13 protein-coding genes are annotated in these 20,153 nt (G+C 40.0%); 9 read left to right on the forward strand and 4 right to left on the reverse strand.

The genetic code is table 11. The features are described from left to right. From K8P02_RS20510 to K8P02_RS20525, 4 genes are all read left to right on the forward strand, one after another. The gene (locus tag K8P02_RS20510) at window positions 1–2,427 is read left to right on the forward strand and encodes an Ig-like domain-containing protein (protein ID WP_195660520.1); all 2,427 of its coding nucleotides are present in this window, start codon (window positions 1–3) and stop codon (window positions 2,425–2,427) included. A 68-nt stretch (window positions 2,428–2,495) separates the two neighbouring features. Continuing rightward, a complete protein-coding gene (locus tag K8P02_RS20515; protein WP_025867681.1) occupies window positions 2,496–4,955 on the forward strand; it encodes a phosphodiester glycosidase family protein in 2,460 nt (819 codons plus the stop codon). Between the two features lie 120 nt (window positions 4,956–5,075). Beyond that, a complete protein-coding gene (locus K8P02_RS20520; protein WP_007483638.1) occupies window positions 5,076–5,987 on the forward strand; it encodes a TolB family protein in 912 nt (303 codons plus the stop codon). Between the two features lie 9 nt (window positions 5,988–5,996). Continuing rightward, a complete protein-coding gene (locus K8P02_RS20525) occupies window positions 5,997–9,827 on the forward strand; it encodes a T9SS type A sorting domain-containing protein (protein WP_025867682.1) in 3,831 nt (1,276 codons plus the stop codon). Between the two features lie 199 nt (window positions 9,828–10,026). On the opposite strand, the gene K8P02_RS20530 is transcribed toward K8P02_RS20525, so the two are convergent. Continuing rightward, window positions 10,027–11,037 carry an aspartate-semialdehyde dehydrogenase gene (locus K8P02_RS20530; protein WP_007483641.1) on the reverse strand — a complete coding sequence of 337 codons (1,011 nt, stop codon included), beginning with the start codon at window positions 11,035–11,037 and terminating at the stop codon, window positions 10,027–10,029. A gap of 143 nt (window positions 11,038–11,180) precedes the next feature. On the opposite strand from K8P02_RS20530, the gene K8P02_RS20535 reads away from it, so the two are divergent. The 3 genes from K8P02_RS20535 to K8P02_RS20545 all read left to right on the forward strand — a co-directional run bounded on the left by K8P02_RS20535 (window position 11,181) and on the right by K8P02_RS20545 (window position 14,784). Then, window positions 11,181–13,316 carry a cation:proton antiporter domain-containing protein gene (locus tag K8P02_RS20535; protein ID WP_002558938.1) on the forward strand — a complete coding sequence of 712 codons (2,136 nt, stop codon included), beginning with the start codon at window positions 11,181–11,183 and terminating at the stop codon, window positions 13,314–13,316. Next, window positions 13,316–14,026: a tRNA threonylcarbamoyladenosine dehydratase gene (locus K8P02_RS20540; RefSeq protein ID WP_007483642.1), complete on the forward strand. Its 711-nt coding sequence runs from the start codon at window positions 13,316–13,318 to the stop codon at window positions 14,024–14,026. Before K8P02_RS20535 ends, K8P02_RS20540 begins: the two co-directional genes overlap by 1 nt. A gap of 101 nt (window positions 14,027–14,127) precedes the next feature. After that, entirely contained in the window at window positions 14,128–14,784 is a 657-nt protein-coding gene (locus tag K8P02_RS20545; RefSeq protein ID WP_002558940.1) for an ABC transporter ATP-binding protein, read from the forward strand. A 181-nt stretch (window positions 14,785–14,965) separates the two neighbouring features. On the opposite strand, the gene K8P02_RS20550 is transcribed toward K8P02_RS20545, so the two are convergent. Both K8P02_RS20550 and K8P02_RS20555 read right to left on the reverse strand, forming a co-directional pair. Then, window positions 14,966–15,871, reverse strand: a complete 906-nt coding sequence (locus tag K8P02_RS20550) for a helix-hairpin-helix domain-containing protein (protein WP_025867683.1) — start codon at window positions 15,869–15,871, stop codon at window positions 14,966–14,968. Between the two features lies 1 nt (window position 15,872). Further along, window positions 15,873–17,240, reverse strand: a complete 1,368-nt coding sequence (locus tag K8P02_RS20555) for a sodium-dependent transporter (RefSeq protein ID WP_195349479.1) — start codon at window positions 17,238–17,240, stop codon at window positions 15,873–15,875. A 103-nt stretch (window positions 17,241–17,343) separates the two neighbouring features. Between K8P02_RS20555 and K8P02_RS20560 the strand changes: the two genes are divergently transcribed. Further along, window positions 17,344–17,751, forward strand: a complete 408-nt coding sequence (locus K8P02_RS20560) for a VanZ family protein (protein ID WP_002558943.1) — start codon at window positions 17,344–17,346, stop codon at window positions 17,749–17,751. A gap of 4 nt (window positions 17,752–17,755) precedes the next feature. Here the strand turns inward: K8P02_RS20560 and K8P02_RS20565 are convergent, their stop codons facing one another. Next, window positions 17,756–19,054: a UDP-N-acetylmuramoyl-tripeptide--D-alanyl-D-alanine ligase gene (locus tag K8P02_RS20565; RefSeq protein WP_025867684.1), complete on the reverse strand. Its 1,299-nt coding sequence runs from the start codon at window positions 19,052–19,054 to the stop codon at window positions 17,756–17,758. A gap of 220 nt (window positions 19,055–19,274) precedes the next feature. Between K8P02_RS20565 and folP the strand changes: the two genes are divergently transcribed. Next, on the forward strand, window positions 19,275–20,129 hold the full coding sequence (gene folP / locus K8P02_RS20570) for a dihydropteroate synthase (protein ID WP_007483652.1): 855 nt from the start codon (window positions 19,275–19,277) through the stop codon (window positions 20,127–20,129). Window positions 20,130–20,153: the final 24 nt, after the last annotated feature.

Below are 20,153 nucleotides of genomic sequence, written 5' to 3' on the forward strand. Positions count from 1 at the left end.
ATGAAGCAAATATATTATATTCTTTTTATAGGCTTGTTTTTATTAAAAACAAGTGGAACATACGCACAGGATTTGTCAGGAATCACAATTTATGTAAATCCGGGACATGGTGGATTTGATAGTGATGACCGGAACATTCCGGTTGGCCCTTATGGACCGGGTGATGTAAATGGCTTTTGGGAGTCACAGTCTAATCTGGATAAGGGAGTGCAGTTAGTTGAACTGTTGAAAGGTGCGAAGGCGAATGTATACATTAGTCGTACAACAAATACAACAGCCGATGACCTGCCTTTAACTCAGATTGTAAGAGAAGCAAATGAATGTAATGCGGATTATATGCTTTCTATTCATAGTAATGCCGGAGTTACAAACTATGTTCTTCAGCTTTATGCTGGTGTGGATCCGGATGATAATCATACATATCCTACACCTACTCCTCATTCAGATCGTAGCCGCGAGATTAGTACTGTTATTGCTAAGAATCTTTATGCAAATGAAGTAAATTGCTGGGCTTCTGACTATACTGTACGTGGTGATAAAACATTTGCAGCTCAGGTGATGGGGTGGAGTAACGGGTATGGTGTTTTGAGAGGATTGACTGTCCCCGGATGTATATCGGAAGGCTCTATGCATGATTACATACCTGAAACCCGGCGTTTGATGAATATGGATTATAAATGGTTAGAGGCATGGAATTTTTATAAATCTTTTTGTGAAATATTTAAGGCGGAAGCCCTTCTTACTACGGGAAATATTGTAGGTAGTGTTCACGATAGCCGAAATAAAGATTTGGGAAGCCATGTGAAAATCAGGAACTCAAAAGATGAACTATTAGCCTTGAATAAAGCAGTTGTTACGCTTAACCCTGGAAATCTAACATATACAACGGATGATATTGATAATGGAGTATTTGTATTTAAGCAGCTGCTTCCCGGAAAGTATACAGTAAAAGTGACTGCTGATAAATATTTTGATAAAACGTATGACTTGGAAGTTAAAGCCGGAGAAGTCAGCTATTTAGATGCACGTTTAGATATGCAGCGCTTGACTCCTCCTGAAGTGGTTAACTATTCTCCTAAAGTAGAAGAAGGTGAACTTGTAGAGTGTAGTTCGAAGATCGTTTTTGAGTTTAATTGGGATGTGGATACAGAATCTGCAATACAAGCATTTTCCATTACTCCGGATGTAAAAGGAACAATTACATTTGAAGATAGTCAACATCGGATGATTTTTGCACCGGATAAACCGTATGATATTTCTACCTTGTATACAGTGAAACTGGATAAAAGCCTGAAACACCCTGGTAATATGGCAATGGAAAAAGATTTTGTATTCAGTTTCCTTACTAAAGATCGTAATAGATTGAAACTATTGGGTTGTTATCCGACTCCTGGGGTAGAATGCGTTAACTATGGTAAAAGTGCTCCATTTGAGTTCAGATTTGATAATAAATTGAATTCTACATTGGTCAGGGATGCTGTTAAAATATATAATTCAAAAGGTGAAGAGTTATCTAAAGTACCCCGTTCTATAAAAGTAAATTCTGTCAGTGCACCTTATGGTTCTTTGGCGTTCACTCTTTCCGAAGGATTAACAAAAAATGAAACGTATCGTGTTGTTGTTGACAGAAATATGATTGATGTTGATGGTATTGATATTGTTGAACCGATGGATTATACTTTTAAAGCTGTAGATGTGAAAGTAACAGACAGAACGGTTGGACTGGATATGGAAACTGCCGGAACATTTACTTATTTTGCAGATGGCAGTACAGGCATTACGTCGGCCAGTACTTCCCGGAATACCTCTAAAGTGTTGTTTGGTTCTTCTTCTGGTGCGTTTACATATAATTTTGCGGTAGATACAGCAGACGGTATAGCTTGTTATCAAACTACTTCAGGATTTCAGGTTGATGCCACTAAAGCAATTGGTATGCATGTTTTGGGTGATCTGACTGGTAATGAGGTTTGGTTACAACTGTCTTCTTCTGATGGAGATGTTCAGGAGATCAAGCTTGCCGATCTTACATTCTGTGATTGGGCATTTGTAGAAGTTTCTTTGGGAACCCTTCCTGCAAAGAAAACTTATGAACTTACCGGATTGAAAATAAAGCAGAAAGCACAACCTCTGACAAAAACAGGAACGATTTATGTAGATAATGTTTTGGTATATGACAATACTTTGACATCTATAGAAGCTGAAATCGTTTCAGGATTCTCTTTCCGTTATATTGCCGGAACTAATGAAATTGTGGCAAGTAGTGACAAGGTAGTATCTATGGAGCTTTATTCATTATCGGGAGAACTATTATCGAAAGTGGCTTCATCTCGGATGGATGTTGGTGGATTGACCAAAGGTATTTATGTGATAAAGGCTAATTTGGAATCAGGAAGTAGCGTTTCGCAGAAAATAGTTTTGAGAGATTGATACTGATTTTTTAATAACGGCTGGCAAATAGGCCGGCCGTTACTTAATTTGATAAAAAATCATTAAGTATGAAGAGAAAGATTCTTTTATATATACTACTACTGGCATTCTGTAATACCTTGGAAGCACAGGAACCGGCATGGGGAACTCCGGATACACTGGAGCATTATAGCTTGGGAGCGGGAGTGCAATATACCAAAATAGCCTATCGGGATAAACCTATACTAATGTGGGTCACAACTATAGATCTGACGAATCCTTATACGAAGATTGAGCAGGTACAATCGAACAATAAGGTTCCGGATGTACCCAGAGAGACTGTTATGAGTATGTCTAAAGCCCACACTTATCCCGGACATCGGGTTTGTGCCGCATTCAACCATGACTTCTTCGTTTATGAAGCGGGTGTATGTATCGGAGTTAATGTGAGTAATGGTGAGATACCTTATGGAGCAGGCTGGGGACGCTCTATCTTTGCTGTTTCGGAAGATGAAACAGCGGCAGTATTTTACCCGTCTCTGAACGCAAATGTTATTTTGAAAGATGGCAGTACTGTGAAAATTGATTATTATAACTCTGCTGCTACATTTATTTCGGGAAACTGTGTGTTATTTAATCACTTGAATAGTAGAACACTGACAGAACAAGGGAAATATATCAAGATCAAACCACTGAGTAGGTGGAAAGTGAATGGGGATGATATAAAGTGTGAAGTCTTGGAGATATCAGATGTTCCATTGCAAACGTCACAAACGGAATGTGTGATTTATGCACGGAACGAAAGTATTCAAAGTTTTGAGGGAAAAGTCACTCCGGGTGATATAATCTTTATTTCACAGAAATTTGTGAAAGGTAAGTTTGGCGAACCACTAAAAAATATTGTAGCTGGTTTTCATGGTTATCCCAGTATTGCTTATGAAGGAAAACTGCATGAAGGTGAATATAATGATTTTGAAAACGGTCGTGAATATGAGGTCTCTGCCCGGGTGATGGGCGGAATGTCAAAAGATGGTAAAACAGTTTATATTGTAACGGTTGAAGGAGGAACTTCTGCCAGTCCGGGTGTAAACTGTATTGATATTGCTAACTGGATGTTGGCCCATGGCTCGTGGAATGTAGTAAACTTCGATAGTGGGGGCTCCGCAACGATAGCTGTTGACCATGAAATGCTGAATTATCCGATGCGTGGTAGCATTCGTCCGGTAGCCGATGCTTTGCTGGTTGTATCAACTGCACCTGAGGAAGAGGTTGTTGCTTCTTATGCATTTATAACCCCGAGTCTTTATACTACGGCAGTCTCGTTGAATCCACTTACACTCCTCTCTTTTAATGAACATGGTAAAATGTTGGAAAAGGGAGTTCAAGGATTTACTTATCAATGTATACCTGAGGACTTGGGATATGTAGACTCGGAGGGTGTATTCCATGCGAGCCTGAATGCTACAAAAGGTCAGATTATAGCTACTAAGGATGGAAAAAAAGCGGTTTTGAATGTTTTTGTATCTCCTGTCTCGGATGTTCAAGCCTATCCGCAGAATATATTGATAGATGGGATACGTGAATTTCCTATCAGGATTGATGCAAAATCAGGGAAACAAGTTTATCAATTAGATCCGGGAGCATTTACCTGGAGTTCCTCTAATCCTGATTGTTGTCTGGTACAGGATGGAGTGATAAAGGGTATAGCTAATGGCGAGACAGGACTTCACGGAACTTTAGATGAGTTGAGTGTACATGTAAATGTGAAAGTTGAGATAGCTGGTAAGGAAAGAATACATGAGACCTTTGCTGACTTAGCATCGTGGCCAATAAAAACTTCTGGAACCTTTTCCAATTTGAGGTATGAAAATACCGCATTACCAAATGGCTGGGAAGATGGTATCAATATGATATTTGATGTCAAAACCGGACGTTCTGCTTCTATTGAGTTTAATAAGCCTGTAACTTTTTATAGCTTGCCTGACTCGGTTTCTTTCCGGATGTTCGTGAAAGATGATGTGATTAAAGAACTCTATCTTGATTTTGCATCAAATACAAAAACTGGTTTTTTGAAAACAAAGTTGATACCTGTTGTCAGGAAAGATTCTGTGTATTCAGTATCTTTTATGGAAGATGATCTGCCATTAAATCTTATAGAGTATCCTTTGACACTGACAAGTATGAAATTTTATCTAAAAGCGGGAATGTCTCTTATCGGTACTAAGTTCTCTTTTAAAGATCTAAAGGCATACTATCCGTCTGCTTCAGGAGTTGGTATTTCAGAGGTGGTAGTGAGTAAACATCTTTCATGGTTGGCTACTTCGAAGGATGAAGCTGTTCTGCATTATTCATTATCCAAAGTGGGTACTGCCTCCATTTCTTTGTGGACTGTTGATGGAAAGAATATAATGAATCATATGACTAACCGACAACTTACAGGAGAGTATACGTACAATATTCCTCTTTATTCTTTTAATAATGGTGTTTACCTTTTGTCGGTAGTTGTTGATGGAAAGAAAGAAACACACAAATTTATTGTCAATAAATGATAAAGGCAACACGAGCTTTCGAATACAAAAGCTTTTAATGTTGGAAAAATACTCTTTGAGACCTATTTTGACAGAATACTTATATAAGTAATATTTTATTAATCTTTAAATTCATTCATTATGAAAACTCCCTTTTTGTTGTTACTCGTATTGACGAGTCAATTAGCTTTTTCTCAGGGTATTAAAATGGTCAGTAATGAACAAATACCCATTATGGAATCAGAAGACGGATGTCTTCCGATTATGAGCCCTACCGGTGATTATCTGATTTTGGCCGGTAATGATACTCAAGGTCTTAAAAAATATGACTTAGCAACGAAAAAACTGACAACTCTTACTACTGAAAAAGCAGTTGGCGTCCAGATTTCTTCCGATGGTAGTACAGTGGTATATCGAAGTAAAAACTACGAAGGAAAACTGCGTTATACTTCTTTAAAAAGCATTCAATTGGAGACTGGTGAAAAGGAAGAATTGATAAAGAATACACGTGATTTGGAAGGGGTGAACGTGAAACAAGGCACTGTCTTGGCAGTGAATAAGGGTAAAATGGTTTCAAAAAGAGTCTCCGGTGAGAAATTAGAATCTATACCAGTGGTGCCGAGTATTAAAGATGGACAACTTTATATAACAGAGAAGGGTAAAACTCGTCTATTATCTCCTGCCGGAACGAATGTGAATTATTTGTGGCCTTCTGTATCACCGGATGGAAAGAAGCTGTTGTATTATGTTATGGACCAGGGGCAAGCTTATGTGAGCAATTCTGACGGAACCAATCCTGTATCTTTAGGGATATTGCGCGCCCCGAAATGGATGGGTAATGATTGGGTTGTAGGTATGGTTGATTATGATAATGGAGAAGTTGTGACTTCTTCGGAAATAGTTGGAGTTGCTGCTGATGGTACACAACGTACGGTATTAACTGATGATTCTGTGATAGCTTTATATCCGTCAGCTTCCGCTGATGCTTCTAAAATAGTGTATACTACTAATGACGGAAAAGTGTTTTTAATGAAGATCGAAACCAATAAATAATTGATTACTATGAAACTACATAAATTAATCATGGTATGGGTTGGGATAATACTGACGTTCAGTGTATCTGCTACCGATTTAAAAGATGCCAGAATTTATATTAATCCCGGACATGGAGGATGGACTGCAAATGATCGCCCGATGGCGACTATCAATTATGCACAGATGGATATTCGCGGCTTTTTCGAGACGAATACCAATTTGATTAAAGGGTTGGCACTTAGAGATGAACTAGTGAAGGCTGGGGCCGGATTCATCAAAATGTCCCGTACACAAAATGGTTTTGTCTCGGCAGGTGATAAGAATGCGACTGAAAATGATAAGGTAGAAACGAGTACACAGATCGTAACATTATCTGTCATTTGTGAAGATGTGGAAGCAAATAATATGGATTATTTTATTTCTATCCATAGTAATGCTGCTACTGAGGGGAGCATGACTAACTATCCGTTGGTGTTGTATCGCGGTACCGATGGTGCATCCGGAAACGGGTTGGTAAATGCAAAAGAAATGGCGTATGATGCTTGGAAATACATTGTAAAAAATGAGGTTACCTATCATTCGGCTTATACTGCCGAAACTGCCAACAATAGCCGTGGAGATATCTCTTTTTACGGGAGCTCATCTACGAGTGGCTTGGGATATACCGGCTATTTAGGGGTCTTGAAGCATGGGTGTGACGGATTTTTGAGTGAAGGTTGTTTCCATACTTACCAACCGGAACGCCAGCGTTTACTGAATGAGGATTATTGTCGACAGGAAGGAGTGAGATATTCCCGTGCCATTCGTGCCTGGTTTAATGATAACAGTGAAACAAAAGGGTGTATTATGGGAACCGTCAAAGATATCAGCAAACCTTTAGAGCATCCGTTATATACCTATAAGGTAAATTCGGTGGATGCCTATTATCCGTTGAACGATGTGAAGGTGGTACTCGAAGATGCCAACGGTAATAAGATTGGCGAATATCTGACTGATAAAGAGTATAATGGGATTTTTGTTTTTACTGAACTTACTCCGGGGACCTATAAATTAGTATTTGATATCGAAGGGTATTGGAAAGAGACAGAGGAGATAGAGGTGGTGGCGAATGAAACTTCGTTTATCAATAAACGGCTGACGGATACATCGAAAGAAGAACCTTCGGATGAACCGGTAATAGAAGAGGTGGATTATTATCCGCATCCGGTACAAGATGGTGATATTGCTGCTGCCCGTTCGTATCATTTCACTAAGGAAGGCGAGTTGCAAACGGTAGAGGTATTGAAAGATCTGACCGTCCGTCGTGCAATTCTCCGTGATGGAAAGTATTACGTATTGGCTGTGAATGGAGACAAAATGCCCCGGCTGCTTGTTCTGGACCCTGTAACCGGAGAATTGTTGAAAGAGATGAGTACAGAGGGGATTAAAACGGAAGGATTTAATGGAAAGGCATATCCTTATGTACTTTCTGATATCGCATTTACAACAGATGGTGTTCTGCTTGGAACCAATTCTACGGTAATTGGTAAAGAAGGGAACTCTTATCAGACTGGAGACTTTTATATGTATAAATGGCAGGCCACAGAAGATAAAGCACTCGAAGAGGCAACTCCCGAGGTACTTTTGACTCTTCCTACTAATACTTCTGCAAGTCTGCTTGCTGCCGGGAATAATAATTCCAATTTTATGGCTAATAGTATCGCTGTAAATGGTACACTGGATAACTTTAAATTCTATTTCGATTCACATGCCGGTAACGGGTGGAGTACCACATATGGTATACGCTATTTGTGTTGGCAAGTGAAAGATGGTCAGGTAATAGGGACTCAATACAATGATACCGAATATACGGAAAAGGAGTTAGGAGCAGATGTACAAATGACCCTTTCTCCGTTAGGTATTGATCGCCTTATCGTCGACGGAAATTCTATAGTACCACGTGAATTCCGAATTTCATGGGATTCAAATGATGGTGTTGAAGTAGCTAATTTTGCAGGTGATATTCCTGTAGAGTCTACCGGTGCCAATTATTTCCGTTATGCCAATAAAATTTATATGAGTGTTCCGGTATGTGAGAAGAAAGATGAGAAGTATTCTTACAAGTCATACTTGTATGATGTGACTGACGGGCTGGATAAAGCGGTGAATGTTGGAGAGACAGAAGCTGTAATCACTAATGATGCCATTACTTATATGGCAAGTGTGGGAGTGGTTGATAACGCAGATATAGTACAACACTTGTTGGTTGGACTTCAGGCTGTCAGCTATACTACAAAAGGGGTAGAGCAAGACGCTTCTCCGGCTCGTATCTTTGCCTATAATCTTAAATCGGTTCGTACAAACGATGGTTATGATATCTGTTTTGATCTGAATGAGAAAGCTGAAGCGATAGATCTCATCTTGATAGATGTTGCATCGGGTACTGTAGTGAAGACAATTTCACTGGGTGCGTTTGATAAGGTTAGTAACAAAGTAAGTCTCGCTTTCGCTGATATCCCTGATGTAGAATGTACCTGGGAACTTCGGGCGACGGCAGGTAATGTGACCCGCTTTGTGAAATTATCAGATGACAGTAAGAACTATCATTATTTTGCTCCCAAAGGTGTGAGTATTGATAAATCTCCTGAAAGTCCCTATTTCGGTCGGGTATATGTTACTAATACAGCTGCCGGAGAAGCCTCCGGAAGAACGACTGCTACAGGCGTTTATGTAATGGGCCCCGATGCATTGGATATAACCGGTCAGGGAGATAAAGCCTATGCAGGTGATGTACAATGGACAGGTGTTGTAGGTGAAGGTCCTCGTAAAGTGGCAGTTGCCGCTGACGGACGCGTGTTCTTATGTGATGCAAGTTCTTCTAATGCAGGTGTGTACTTAATGAATCCGGAAACGTTTACTATATCGCCTGTATTCAAAGGGGCTACCAATGAGGCAGGAAGTTTAAGTATCGGCGGTGTATATGTAGGTGGACAAATGACTGCTATAGGTGTACGTGGAACTGGTGAGGCTACCCAATTGTATACTGTGGATAAGACAACTTCAGGTGCTAGTTGGAAGAAATTTATCAATGTGTATAATATTGGAGAGGCGGATGTCTGGACAACTGCTCCTAGCTACTCAAAGGCTGCAAGTAGTTATATCGGGAATGATAATAGTAGTATTGTTCCTGTATCAACCGGTTATTGGGCAGGTCAGTATCGTGGTGCTGGTGGCAATAGTACAGCTAATCCATGTATGTTCTACTTTAGCGATGAACTGAATGATGCTGTATTTAATACTGCTGAACCGAATATTGTAGAAACTTCCTCACAGAATGGGGCGTTGGCCGTTAATGAAAAAGAAGGGATCGTTGCTTTGAGTAACAATGGCGGAGTTTCCATATTCCAATATAAGATGAATAAGGACGGTATTCCTGCTGTATCTGAAAAATTCCGGAATATGCTTGGCAGTGTGGCTGATGCTACTTATGATGATTTTGAATTTGATTACGCAGGCAATTTGTATGCTGTTTCAACATCTGGTAAGATTGTAAGTGTATGGGCAATGCCTACCGATAATAATAGTTGTGTTACACCTGCAAAGAAAACAATGACATTGAAGAAGAAAGATGATGTTGGTGTACAGGAGACAGAAGTCGGAATAACAAGAATCTATCCTAATCCGGTTGATGATGTGGCTACTATTGAGTCTTCAGAAGTAATTGATGTGATCACCGTATACAATGCGTCCGGAACAATGGTTGATAAGCAAATGAACGTAAATGCAAATACAACGGCTATTGATTTCTCGCGTTTTGCCAAAGGTCTTTATTTTGTAAAGTTAAATAATCAAAAGGCTATTAAGGTCATTAAGAAATAAGTGTTTCAATAATAAGTGAGATTCACCACAGGGGAGATAGGTCTTTTTCCGCATTCTTCTGTGGTGAATTCTTTTTATATTAAGTAGGGATAGCAACAATAACTCAATGTTCATATCCATTTTGTGTTGTTTATATATTAAAAAAGAAGCCGTCTGAAAAATTACTTCTCAGACGGCTTTTCTTTATGCTTTTATTTAATTATCCAATATTTTTTTCTTTGATCAGATATTCTGCAATTTGTACAGCATTCAGTGCCGCACCTTTTTTTATCTGATCCCCTACAATCCAGAATGTCAATCCGCAATCATTGGTTAAATCCTTACGGATACGGCCTACATACACAGGGTCTTTACCAGCAAGGAATAACGGCATTGGGTATTCCTTTTCTGCTGGATTATCCTGAAGGACAAGCCCTTCACCTTTAGCAAAAGCCTCGCGTGCTTCTTCTACAGATACAGGACGTTCTGTTTCTATCCAGATACTTTCAGAGTGAGCTCTCAATGCCGGAACACGTACACAAGTTGCACTAACCTTTATGTCCGAGTGCATGATTTTACGTGTTTCATTATACATTTTCATCTCTTCCTTTGTATATCCATTCTCAGTAAATACGTCAACCTGAGGAATTAGATTAAACGCCAGTTGATAAGCAAACTTTTCTACGGTGACAGGCTCATTTGCAAGGATCTGACGGTATTGTTCGTAAAGTTCGTCCATAGCTGCTGCACCCGCTCCACTGGCTGCCTGATAAGTAGACACATGTACAGTTTTTATATGTGAAAGCTGTTCGATGGCTTTCAGTGCAACTACCATCTGGATCGTTGTACAGTTAGGGTTAGCTATAATGCCCCGTGGACGGTCTTTGGCATCAACTCCGTTTACTTCAGGAACTACCAAAGGTACATCATTGTCCATACGGAAAGCACTGGAATTGTCAATCATTACAGCACCATATTTAGTAATAGTTTCTGCAAATTCTTTGGACGTACCTGCGCCAGCCGATGTGAAAGCGATATCTACCCCTTTAAAGTCATCGTTGTGTTGCAAGAGTTTGACCTCGATCTGTTTACCGCGGAAGGTGTATTTGCTGCCGGCACTACGTTTAGAACCGAACAAAACCAACTCGTCCAACGGGAAATTTCTCTCATCAAGCACGCGCAGGAACTCTTGTCCTACGGCTCCGCTTACGCCAACAATAGCTACTTTCATCTTTTTCTTTTGTTTTAATTGAATATTGTATTTCGCTTACTATTCTTCCGAATAGCAAATAATTGACTGCAAAATTATAACATTCTGGCATATAATTGATAACTTTTTTGTTATTTTGCAGAGAAAACGTAAAACTTAGATATATGCAGTGGCCCGATTTTAATTTAAACCTACCTATAACAGATCCTACATGGATATTTCTCCTTGTACTTCTTATCATATTGTTTGCTCCTATGGTGTTGGGCCGGCTTCGTATTCCACATATAATCGGAATGATTCTGGCTGGTGTGGTGATTGGTGAACATGGATTCAATATTCTGGCACGCGATAGTAGTTTTGAACTTTTTGGAAAAGTAGGTCTCTATTATATAATGTTTCTGGCCGGACTGGAAATGAACATGGGGGATTTTAAACAGAATCGTGGTAAAGCTGTGGTATTAGGACTGTTGGCATTTGTCATTCCTATGGCGTTGGGGTTTATCACTAACATGACGGTATTGAAATATGGGTTCATTACCTCTGTATTACTCGCCAGTATGTATGCTTCCCATACGCTTGTGGCCTATCCTATTGTGATTCGTTACGGAGTATCGCGTCATCGGAGCGTAAGTATTGCCGTTGGAGGAACAGCGGTTACCGATACATTGACTTTGTTGGTGCTGGCGGTTATTGGTGGATTGTTTAAAGGGGAGTCTTCAGAGATGTTCTGGTTATGGCTGGTAGTTAAAGTTATTTTCCTGGGTTTTCTTATTATCTTCTTTTTCCCTCGTATCGGGCGTTGGTTTTTTCGAAAGTACGATGACAATGTGATGCAGTTTATCTTTGTTCTTGCGATGGTTTTCCTGGGAGCCGGATTGATGGAGTTTGTAGGAATGGAAGGTATTTTGGGAGCATTTCTTGCCGGATTGGTATTAAACCGTCTCATTCCCCATGTCTCTCCGTTAATGAATCATCTGGAGTTTGTGGGTAATGCTTTGTTCATTCCATACTTCCTGATTGGAGTGGGAATGTTGATTGATATTAAAATTCTCTTTGGGCATGGTGACGCTTTAAAAGTAGCAGTAGTAATGACTACTGTTGCATTGGCGAGTAAATGGATTGCTTCGTGGCTTACTCAGAAAATCTATAAGATGAAAGCTATCGAAAGGGAGTTGATGTTTGGTCTTAGTAATGCACAGGCGGCAGCTACGTTGGCAGCTGTGCTTGTGGGCTATAATATTATTTTGCCTGACGGTGAGCGATTATTGAATGAGGATGTGTTGAATGGTACTATTGTATTAATTCTGTTCACTTGCATCATCAGCTCGTTTGCTACTGAACGGGCTGCCCGCAAGCTCGCTATGCATGAAGCACAACTGGATACGGAAAATAGTAAAAAGGAGACACCTGAGAAGATTTTGATTCCGGTGGCAAACCCGGATACTATTGATGATTTGATAAACTTGTCTTTGCTGATCCGGGATTCTAAACAAAAAAATAATTTGCTGGCGTTGAATGTCATTAATGATAACAGTAGTTCGGAACGTTTGGAGTTGTGTGGTAAAAGAAACCTGGAACGTGCTGCTATGATAGCTGCATCAGCGGATGTACCTTTGTCACAGGTGAGCCGGTATGATCTTAATATTGCTTCCGGTATTATCCATACAGCAAAAGAATATGAAGTGACGGATGTGGTAATCGGATTGCATCGTAAGGTCAATATTGTAGACTCTTTCTTTGGTAATCTGGCAGATAGTTTGTTGAAAGGGTTACATAGGGAAGTAATGATAGCCAAGTTCCTAATGCCGGTTAATACGCTTCGGCGTATTATTATTGCTGTCCCTCCGAAGGCGGAGTATGAAGCCGGATTTCAGAAATGGGTGGAGCATTTTTGTCGTATGGCAAACATTTTGGGATGTCGTGCGCACTTCTTTGCGAATGAGCAGACGTTGGGATACTTACAGCAATTGGTGAAAAAGAAATATGGATTGACCATGACAGATTTCTCCCGTCTGGATGATTGGGGAGACTTGCTATTGCTTACCGGTCAAGTGAATTATGATCATTTACTGGTTATAGTCAGTGCTCGCCGGGGATCTATCTCTTATGATCCGGCTTTTGAAAAGTTACCGGCCCAACTCGGGAAGTATTTCTCAAATAATAGCCTTATTATTTTATATCCGGATCAGTTGGGAGAACCACAGGAAGCTATTTCTTTCTCAAATCCACGTGGTAGTAATGAGTCGCAGCATTATGAAAAGGTAGGTAAGTGGTTTTATAAATGGTTTAAGAAAAATTGATGGAAAACTGGAAGCAAAGAACAGCACTCTTGTTAGGTGAAGAGAAGATGGAGCGGTTGCGTAATGCCCATGTACTTGTAGTCGGTTTGGGTGGAGTAGGTGCTTATGCAGCAGAGATGATTTGCCGTGCCGGAGTGGGGCGAATGACGATTGTAGATGCTGATACGGTTCAGTCTACCAATCTAAACCGTCAGTTACCGGCTTTGCATTCTACCCTGGGAATGCCTAAAGCCAATATATTGGAAGCAAGGTTCAAAGATATTAATCCGGAACTGGAGTTAAAAGTGTTACCCGTTTTTCTGAAAGACGAAAATATCCCGGAACTGCTGGATGCTGCCCGATATGATTTCATTGTTGATGCCATAGATACGTTGAGTCCTAAATGCTATCTCATTTATCATGCTTTGCAACGCCGCATTAAGATTGTATCCAGTATGGGAGCCGGTGCAAAAAGTGATATAACTCAAGTTCGTTTTGCCGACCTTTGGGATACCTATCATTGCGGATTGAGTAAAGCTGTCCGAAAACGCTTACAAAAAATGGGAGTTAAACGAAAAGTGCCGGTAGTATTTAGTACAGAACAAGCTGATTCTAACGCTGTACTGCTCACTGATGATGAAATGAATAAGAAGTCAACTTGCGGTACGGTGAGTTATATGCCTGCCGTCTTTGGTTGCTATCTGGCAGAGTATGTAATAAAACGATTATGAATAATTATTCAATGTGCTGATATGCCAATGTGCCAATTGGTATGTTACTATAGTGCAGCCTATTGGCACATTGGCATATTGCCACATTAGCACATTATTATATGATAAAATTAGAAGGAATTACTAAAAGTTTCGGTTCTTTACAGGTTCTCAAAGGTATTGATCTGGAGATAAATAAAGGAGAAGTTGTAAGTATTGTCGGACCAAGTGGTGCCGGTAAAACTACTCTGTTGCAGATTATGGGTACGCTTGATGAACCAGATGCCGGACATGTCTATATTGATGGTACAAATGTCAGCAGGATGAAAGAAAAAGAGCTCTCTGCTTTTCGTAATAAGCATATCGGCTTTGTTTTTCAGTTTCATCAGTTACTTCCTGAATTTACAGCATTGGAAAATATCATGATTCCCGCATTGATAGCCGGGGTATCTTCCAGGGAAGCCACAGCGCATGCATTAGAGATACTGAACTTTATGGGATTGGCAGAGCGTGCTTCTCATAAACCTAATGAACTCTCCGGTGGAGAAAAACAACGGGTTGCTGTAGCCCGTGCTCTTATCAATAATCCGGCAGTAATATTAGCTGACGAGCCTTCTGGTAGCCTGGATACGCATAATAAGGAAGAATTACATCAATTGTTTTTTGAACTTCGTGACCGTTTAGGACAGACATTTGTGATCGTAACCCATGATGAGGGGCTAGCTCAGATTACAGATCGTACTGTCCATATGATAGATGGTATAATTAATAAGTGTTAATACGAAGGGGGAAATTCTAAAAAATGATACCATATGGCTGATTGGTTATTAATATTAATCAATTAGCTGTATCTTTATATCGCTTCTCTACAGAAGTCTGTGAAGATAGTAGGTAGAGTGTTTGTTTTGTTTGTGTGTGATGCATTCTTATCTAGTGTGATAAGGATGCATCTTTTTTATTTCAATGAAAACTAACATAAGGTGATATCCGTTCAAAATCTTTTTCAGAAAATTCATCATAGAGTTTGAATTGGCTCAGACTCTCTATTTCTCCTTTTTTCTTACGGTACTCAACAATAACCTTTGCCTGGTAGAAATTGATGTAAGGATGTGCTCTAAGTCTTTCAATTCCTGCTTTATTCAGGTTTATCCGTTGGGTCTCATTCTTGTTAACAAACAACCATTCATGTAGTTTATCCGTATCCAAATGAATATCTTGCAGTTGCTCTACTTGGTAGAATCCTCCCAGTTTTTTCCGATATCCTACAATCATACGGGCGATAGCGCTTCCTATACCCGGGATTTTTTTTAATTCAGTGGTGTCAGCCTGGTTTAAGCTGATTGTTGTTCCACTCGGATATTTGTAATATTGTAGAGTATCCCGCGGTTCCTGATGACTAAACAGGCGAATTGTGTCCTGTTCTTTCGGTATATCTGCTATGGATATATAAGGTTCGAGAGTTGTGTATTGCTTTTCTGTCAATCCATATACTTTTTGGAAGTCACTCTGTTTGCGAAAGCGTCCTCCTTTGGCACGGTATTTCAAAATATTCTTTGCTATCCATAGCGGAAGTCCCAGGTTAAGAAAAGTAATAGAGTCTGCCGTATTAGGATCGAAAGAAGCGAGTATTACTTCTCGTTTTTCATACTGGTATTTTTTAGAACTTACTTCTTTTTGTTGTTCTTTTTCTTTTAGTGATGCCATGAAAATGGCATACTCTTCTTCGAATTTTTGGTTATCTTCAATTTTTGCTACTTCTCTTGGCGGTATAAACCATGAAGCTGTACCGACCAAAATAATCAAAGCGGCAAGAATTATGATACCTTGCCGTTCTGTACGCGAAAAGTAGAAAAAGTCTTTCCACATATTACTTGAGTAATCCTAACTCATTGATAAAGATACAGGAGATTGCAATAGGTGCAATATATTTCAGGATAAAGATAATGAGTTTATAAACCGGGACTTTCAGTGTACCATCGTTTGTAATCTCGCTCCAGACGATTTTCTTGTCCAGATACCACCCGGTGAATATTGAGATACACAACCCACCCAGTGGTAACATGATTTTTGCGGTGACAAAATCAAATAGGTCGAACATTCCTAATCCGAAAATAGTAATACCTTTTGTTACTCCAAGTGACAGAGAACAGAGTATACCGAGGAAGATGCACCCTCCTGTAACAAATAATGCTGCCCGGTGGCGAGTAAACTTAAACTCTTCGTGCAAGTAAGCTGTAACAACTTCATGCAAAGAGATAGTAGAAGTAAGAGCTGCCACTGCCAGCAGTACATAAAACATCACAGAGAATATATACGCCAATAACGGCACTCCACTGAATGCTTGCTGGAATACATTAGGCAGGGTGATAAAGATGAGGCTTGGACCTGCATCCGGCTGAATACCCACAGAGAAAGCAGCCGGGAAGATGATGAATCCTGCAAGTACGGCTACAATTGTATCAATAATCCCTACACTGAAAGCTGTCTTAGTTAAATTGGTCTTTTTGCTAAAATAGGAAGCATAGGTACAAAGACACCCCATCCCTAAACTAAGTGAGAAAAAAGCTTGTCCCATTGCACTTAAGAATACATTTCCGTCTACCTTGCTGAAATCTGGTTTGAGTAGAAACTCGATACCTCTGCTTGCTCCTGGCAAAGACACAGAACATATTACTAATATAAGGATGATAATAAACAGCATAGGCATCATTATCTTGGAAGATTTCTCTATTCCCTTCTCTACGCCTTTCACAATAATAAAATGAGTACCGAGTAGAAATAGGATCAGCCAAATCGCCGGTCGCCATGGGTTGCTTGAGAAAGTCTGGAATGAAGAAATAAACTCATCCGGAGTTTTACCTGAAAAACCGTTGGTTAATGCTTCGAAAATATATTCGAGCGTCCATCCGGCCACTACCGAATAATAACTGAGAATAAGAAAGCCGGCAAGTACTCCCATACGTCCTACCCAACGCCAATGCGTACCGGGAGCTAACTTTTGATAAGCTCTGGCGGTGTTTGCGCGAGAATGGCGTCCAATAAGAAATTCGGATACCATGATCGGAAGTCCCAGAAGAAAAATACAACCCAGATAAATAATGATAAAAGCGGCACCGCCATGATTACCGGTTTCGTATGGAAATCTCCATATATTACCCAGTCCTACAGCTGATCCTGCAGAGGCAAGTATCACCCCCAACTTAGTGCCAAAGTTCGCTCTGTCATTTTTAGTCATAAAAGCTTTATTTATCTTACAATTCGATATATTTATCTTACTTAAACATGCAAATATAAGAAATGTTCCTTATATTTGCCCAACATCTGTAATTTATTTAGATATGCTTTATTATATTAAGAAATACCCGGTTTCTCTGTTAATTATTCTGGTAGTTATCTACCTGTCGTTTTTTAGACCACCTTCAACAGAGTTAAGCAAAATACCCAATATAGATAAAATTGTTCATTTTTGTATGTATTTCGGTATGTCCGGCATGTTGTGGCTGGAGTTTTTGCGTACTCACAGAAAAGGAGATTCTCCTATGTGGCATGCATGGGTCGGTGCCTTTGTTTGCCCGGTATTGTTTAGCGGGTGTGTAGAGTTGTTACAGGAGTATTGTACAACGTATCGTGGAGGAGATTGGTTAGACTTTACAGCCAATTCTTTGGGGGCAATCTTTGCCAGTCTTATCGGTTACTATTGGATACGCCCCCGGATGCTGAAACAAACAATAAAAGGGAAACAGTAGCAGATTATAGATAATCTGCTACTGAACTAAGTTTTATTCCGTTAGAGCCCTTTATTAAGATGGTATAATCTTTAGGCTTATCGGTCTGTAATGCCTGTATAAGTTCCTGGGCATTGGAGTATGTCTGGTATGAATGTTCGGCTGCAGCAAACAGGTTTCCAACAAATATGACTTTCTCAAACTCGCATGCTTTAATGAAGTCTACTATCTTTTGGTGCTCAGCTGCACTTTCAGCTCCCAGTTCGCGCATATCTCCTAATATTAGCATCTTATGCGCAACTGTCATTTTATTAAAGTTCTCCAGTGCTGCCATCATACTTGTAGGATTGGCATTATAAGCATCGATAATCAGTGTGTTCTCGGCTGTTTTTTTCAGCTGCGAACGATTGTTTTGCGGAGCATATTCAGTGAGTGCTTTATTTATTTTTTGCGGTTCAACTTTAAAGAAGCGTCCGATAGTAATAGCAGCCAAAGCATTAGTGAAATTATATTCTCCTATTAACAGGGTTTCTACTTCGTAATTTTCACCGTTCTTTCCTGCTTTCCATTCAAAGGTAAGGTAAGGCGAGTTCCCAGTCACATGACCATTGACATAGAGTGATTCATCATTTCCGTAAGGTATTTGATTCAGTCCGGAAGCAATATTCATAAGATATGGATTGTCGTGGTGAATGAAGATAATTGCACCTTCTTTCTTACGCAGAAAATCATACAGTTCTCCTTTGGTTTTTATAACTCCTTCAAATGAGCCGAAACCCTCGAGGTGTGCTTTACCCACGTTAGTAATAATGCCGTAATCCGGCTCGGCTATCTCTGCTAAGAATTTAATTTCTCCCGGATGATTGGCTCCCATTTCGATGACTGCAAGGTCATGTTCTGCTTTCAGGCGAAGAAGGGTAACAGGTACTCCAATGTGGTTGTTTAAATTACCTTGCGTATAAAGAATATTATAGGATTGTGACAGTACGGCTGAGATCAATTCTTTGGTGGTTGTTTTCCCGTTAGTTCCGGTAATACCAATGATCCGGGTACCTAATTGCCTACGATGGTAGTTGGCCAGTTGTTGTAAAGTTTCGATGCAACTGTCTACAAGGATGTAGCGTTTGTCACCTTTCACTGCATGAGCTGCTTCGTCAACAATTGCGTATGCGCACCCGTCGTTAATAGCTTGTGTGGCGAAAGCATTCCCATTGAATGAATCACCTTTGAGGGCAATGAACATAGAGCCTTTAGGGCAATTGCGGCTATCGGTAGTTACTGTATTACATTCCAGAAATATCTGGTAGAGAGCAGAGAGTTCCATATTCTTTCTATAGTTATAAAGACAGCAGCAAAGATAGAGTATAATCTTGAATCGTGTGAAAAGAATAGCCGGAAATCTCTTCCTTTTCTTTTTATTTGATAAGATTCTTTCTTAATGAGCACTAAGAGAATGCCGTATCCGGTACAATTTCTTGTGATAATAGGCGGTTACTTGCTTTTTTTCTCTACATTTGCAATAATCTAACCGAAAAACGAGATTAATGAACTCATTAGCGCATAGATATTTAAATGTCAACGGGCAGTTGCTCGATCTCTCTGTCCCACAAGTGATGGGTATTCTGAATGTTACTCCTGATTCTTTTTATGCCGGAAGCCGGATGCAAACTGAGGCAGATATTGTCGGACGTGCACAACAAATATTGGCCGAAGGTGCTTCCATAATTGATATTGGTGCTTACTCTTCCCGCCCTAATGCGGAAAACATCTCTGCCGAAGAAGAGATGCGTCGTTTACGGGTAGGATTGGAAATTGTGGTTCGTAATCATCCGGACGCTGTTATTTCTGTAGATACGTTCCGGGCTGATGTGGCGGAACAATGTGTAAAGGAATATGGTGTTGCTATCATCAATGACATTGCAGCCGGAGAGATGGATCCGAAAATGTTTGAAACTGTTGCCCGGTTGGGAGTGCCTTATATCATGATGCATATGCAAGGTACACCTCAGAATATGCAATCTGAGCCACATTATGACGATTTGCTTAAGGAGGTATTTATGTATTTCGCCATGAAAGTGCAGCAGTTACGTGATTTGGGTGTGAAAGACATTATTCTTGATCCGGGCTTTGGCTTTGGTAAGACGTTAGAGCATAATTATGAACTGATGGCACACCTTGAAGAATTCAGTATTTTCGAACTGCCTTTATTGGTGGGTGTTTCAAGAAAATCAATGATTTATCGTTTGCTTGGAGGTACGCCGCAAGACGCTCTGAACGGAACTACTGTATTGGATACGGTTGCTTTAATGAAGGGAGCCAATATCCTGCGGGTACATGATGTGCGTGAAGCAGTGGAAGCAGTAAGGATGGTGGAGAAAATTGTAAGTTATAAATTGTAAATGTTTATATGGGTGAATATCAAA

This window comes from Bacteroides nordii (genome assembly GCF_019930665.1).
GTDB lineage: Bacteria > Bacteroidota > Bacteroidia > Bacteroidales > Bacteroidaceae > Bacteroides > Bacteroides nordii.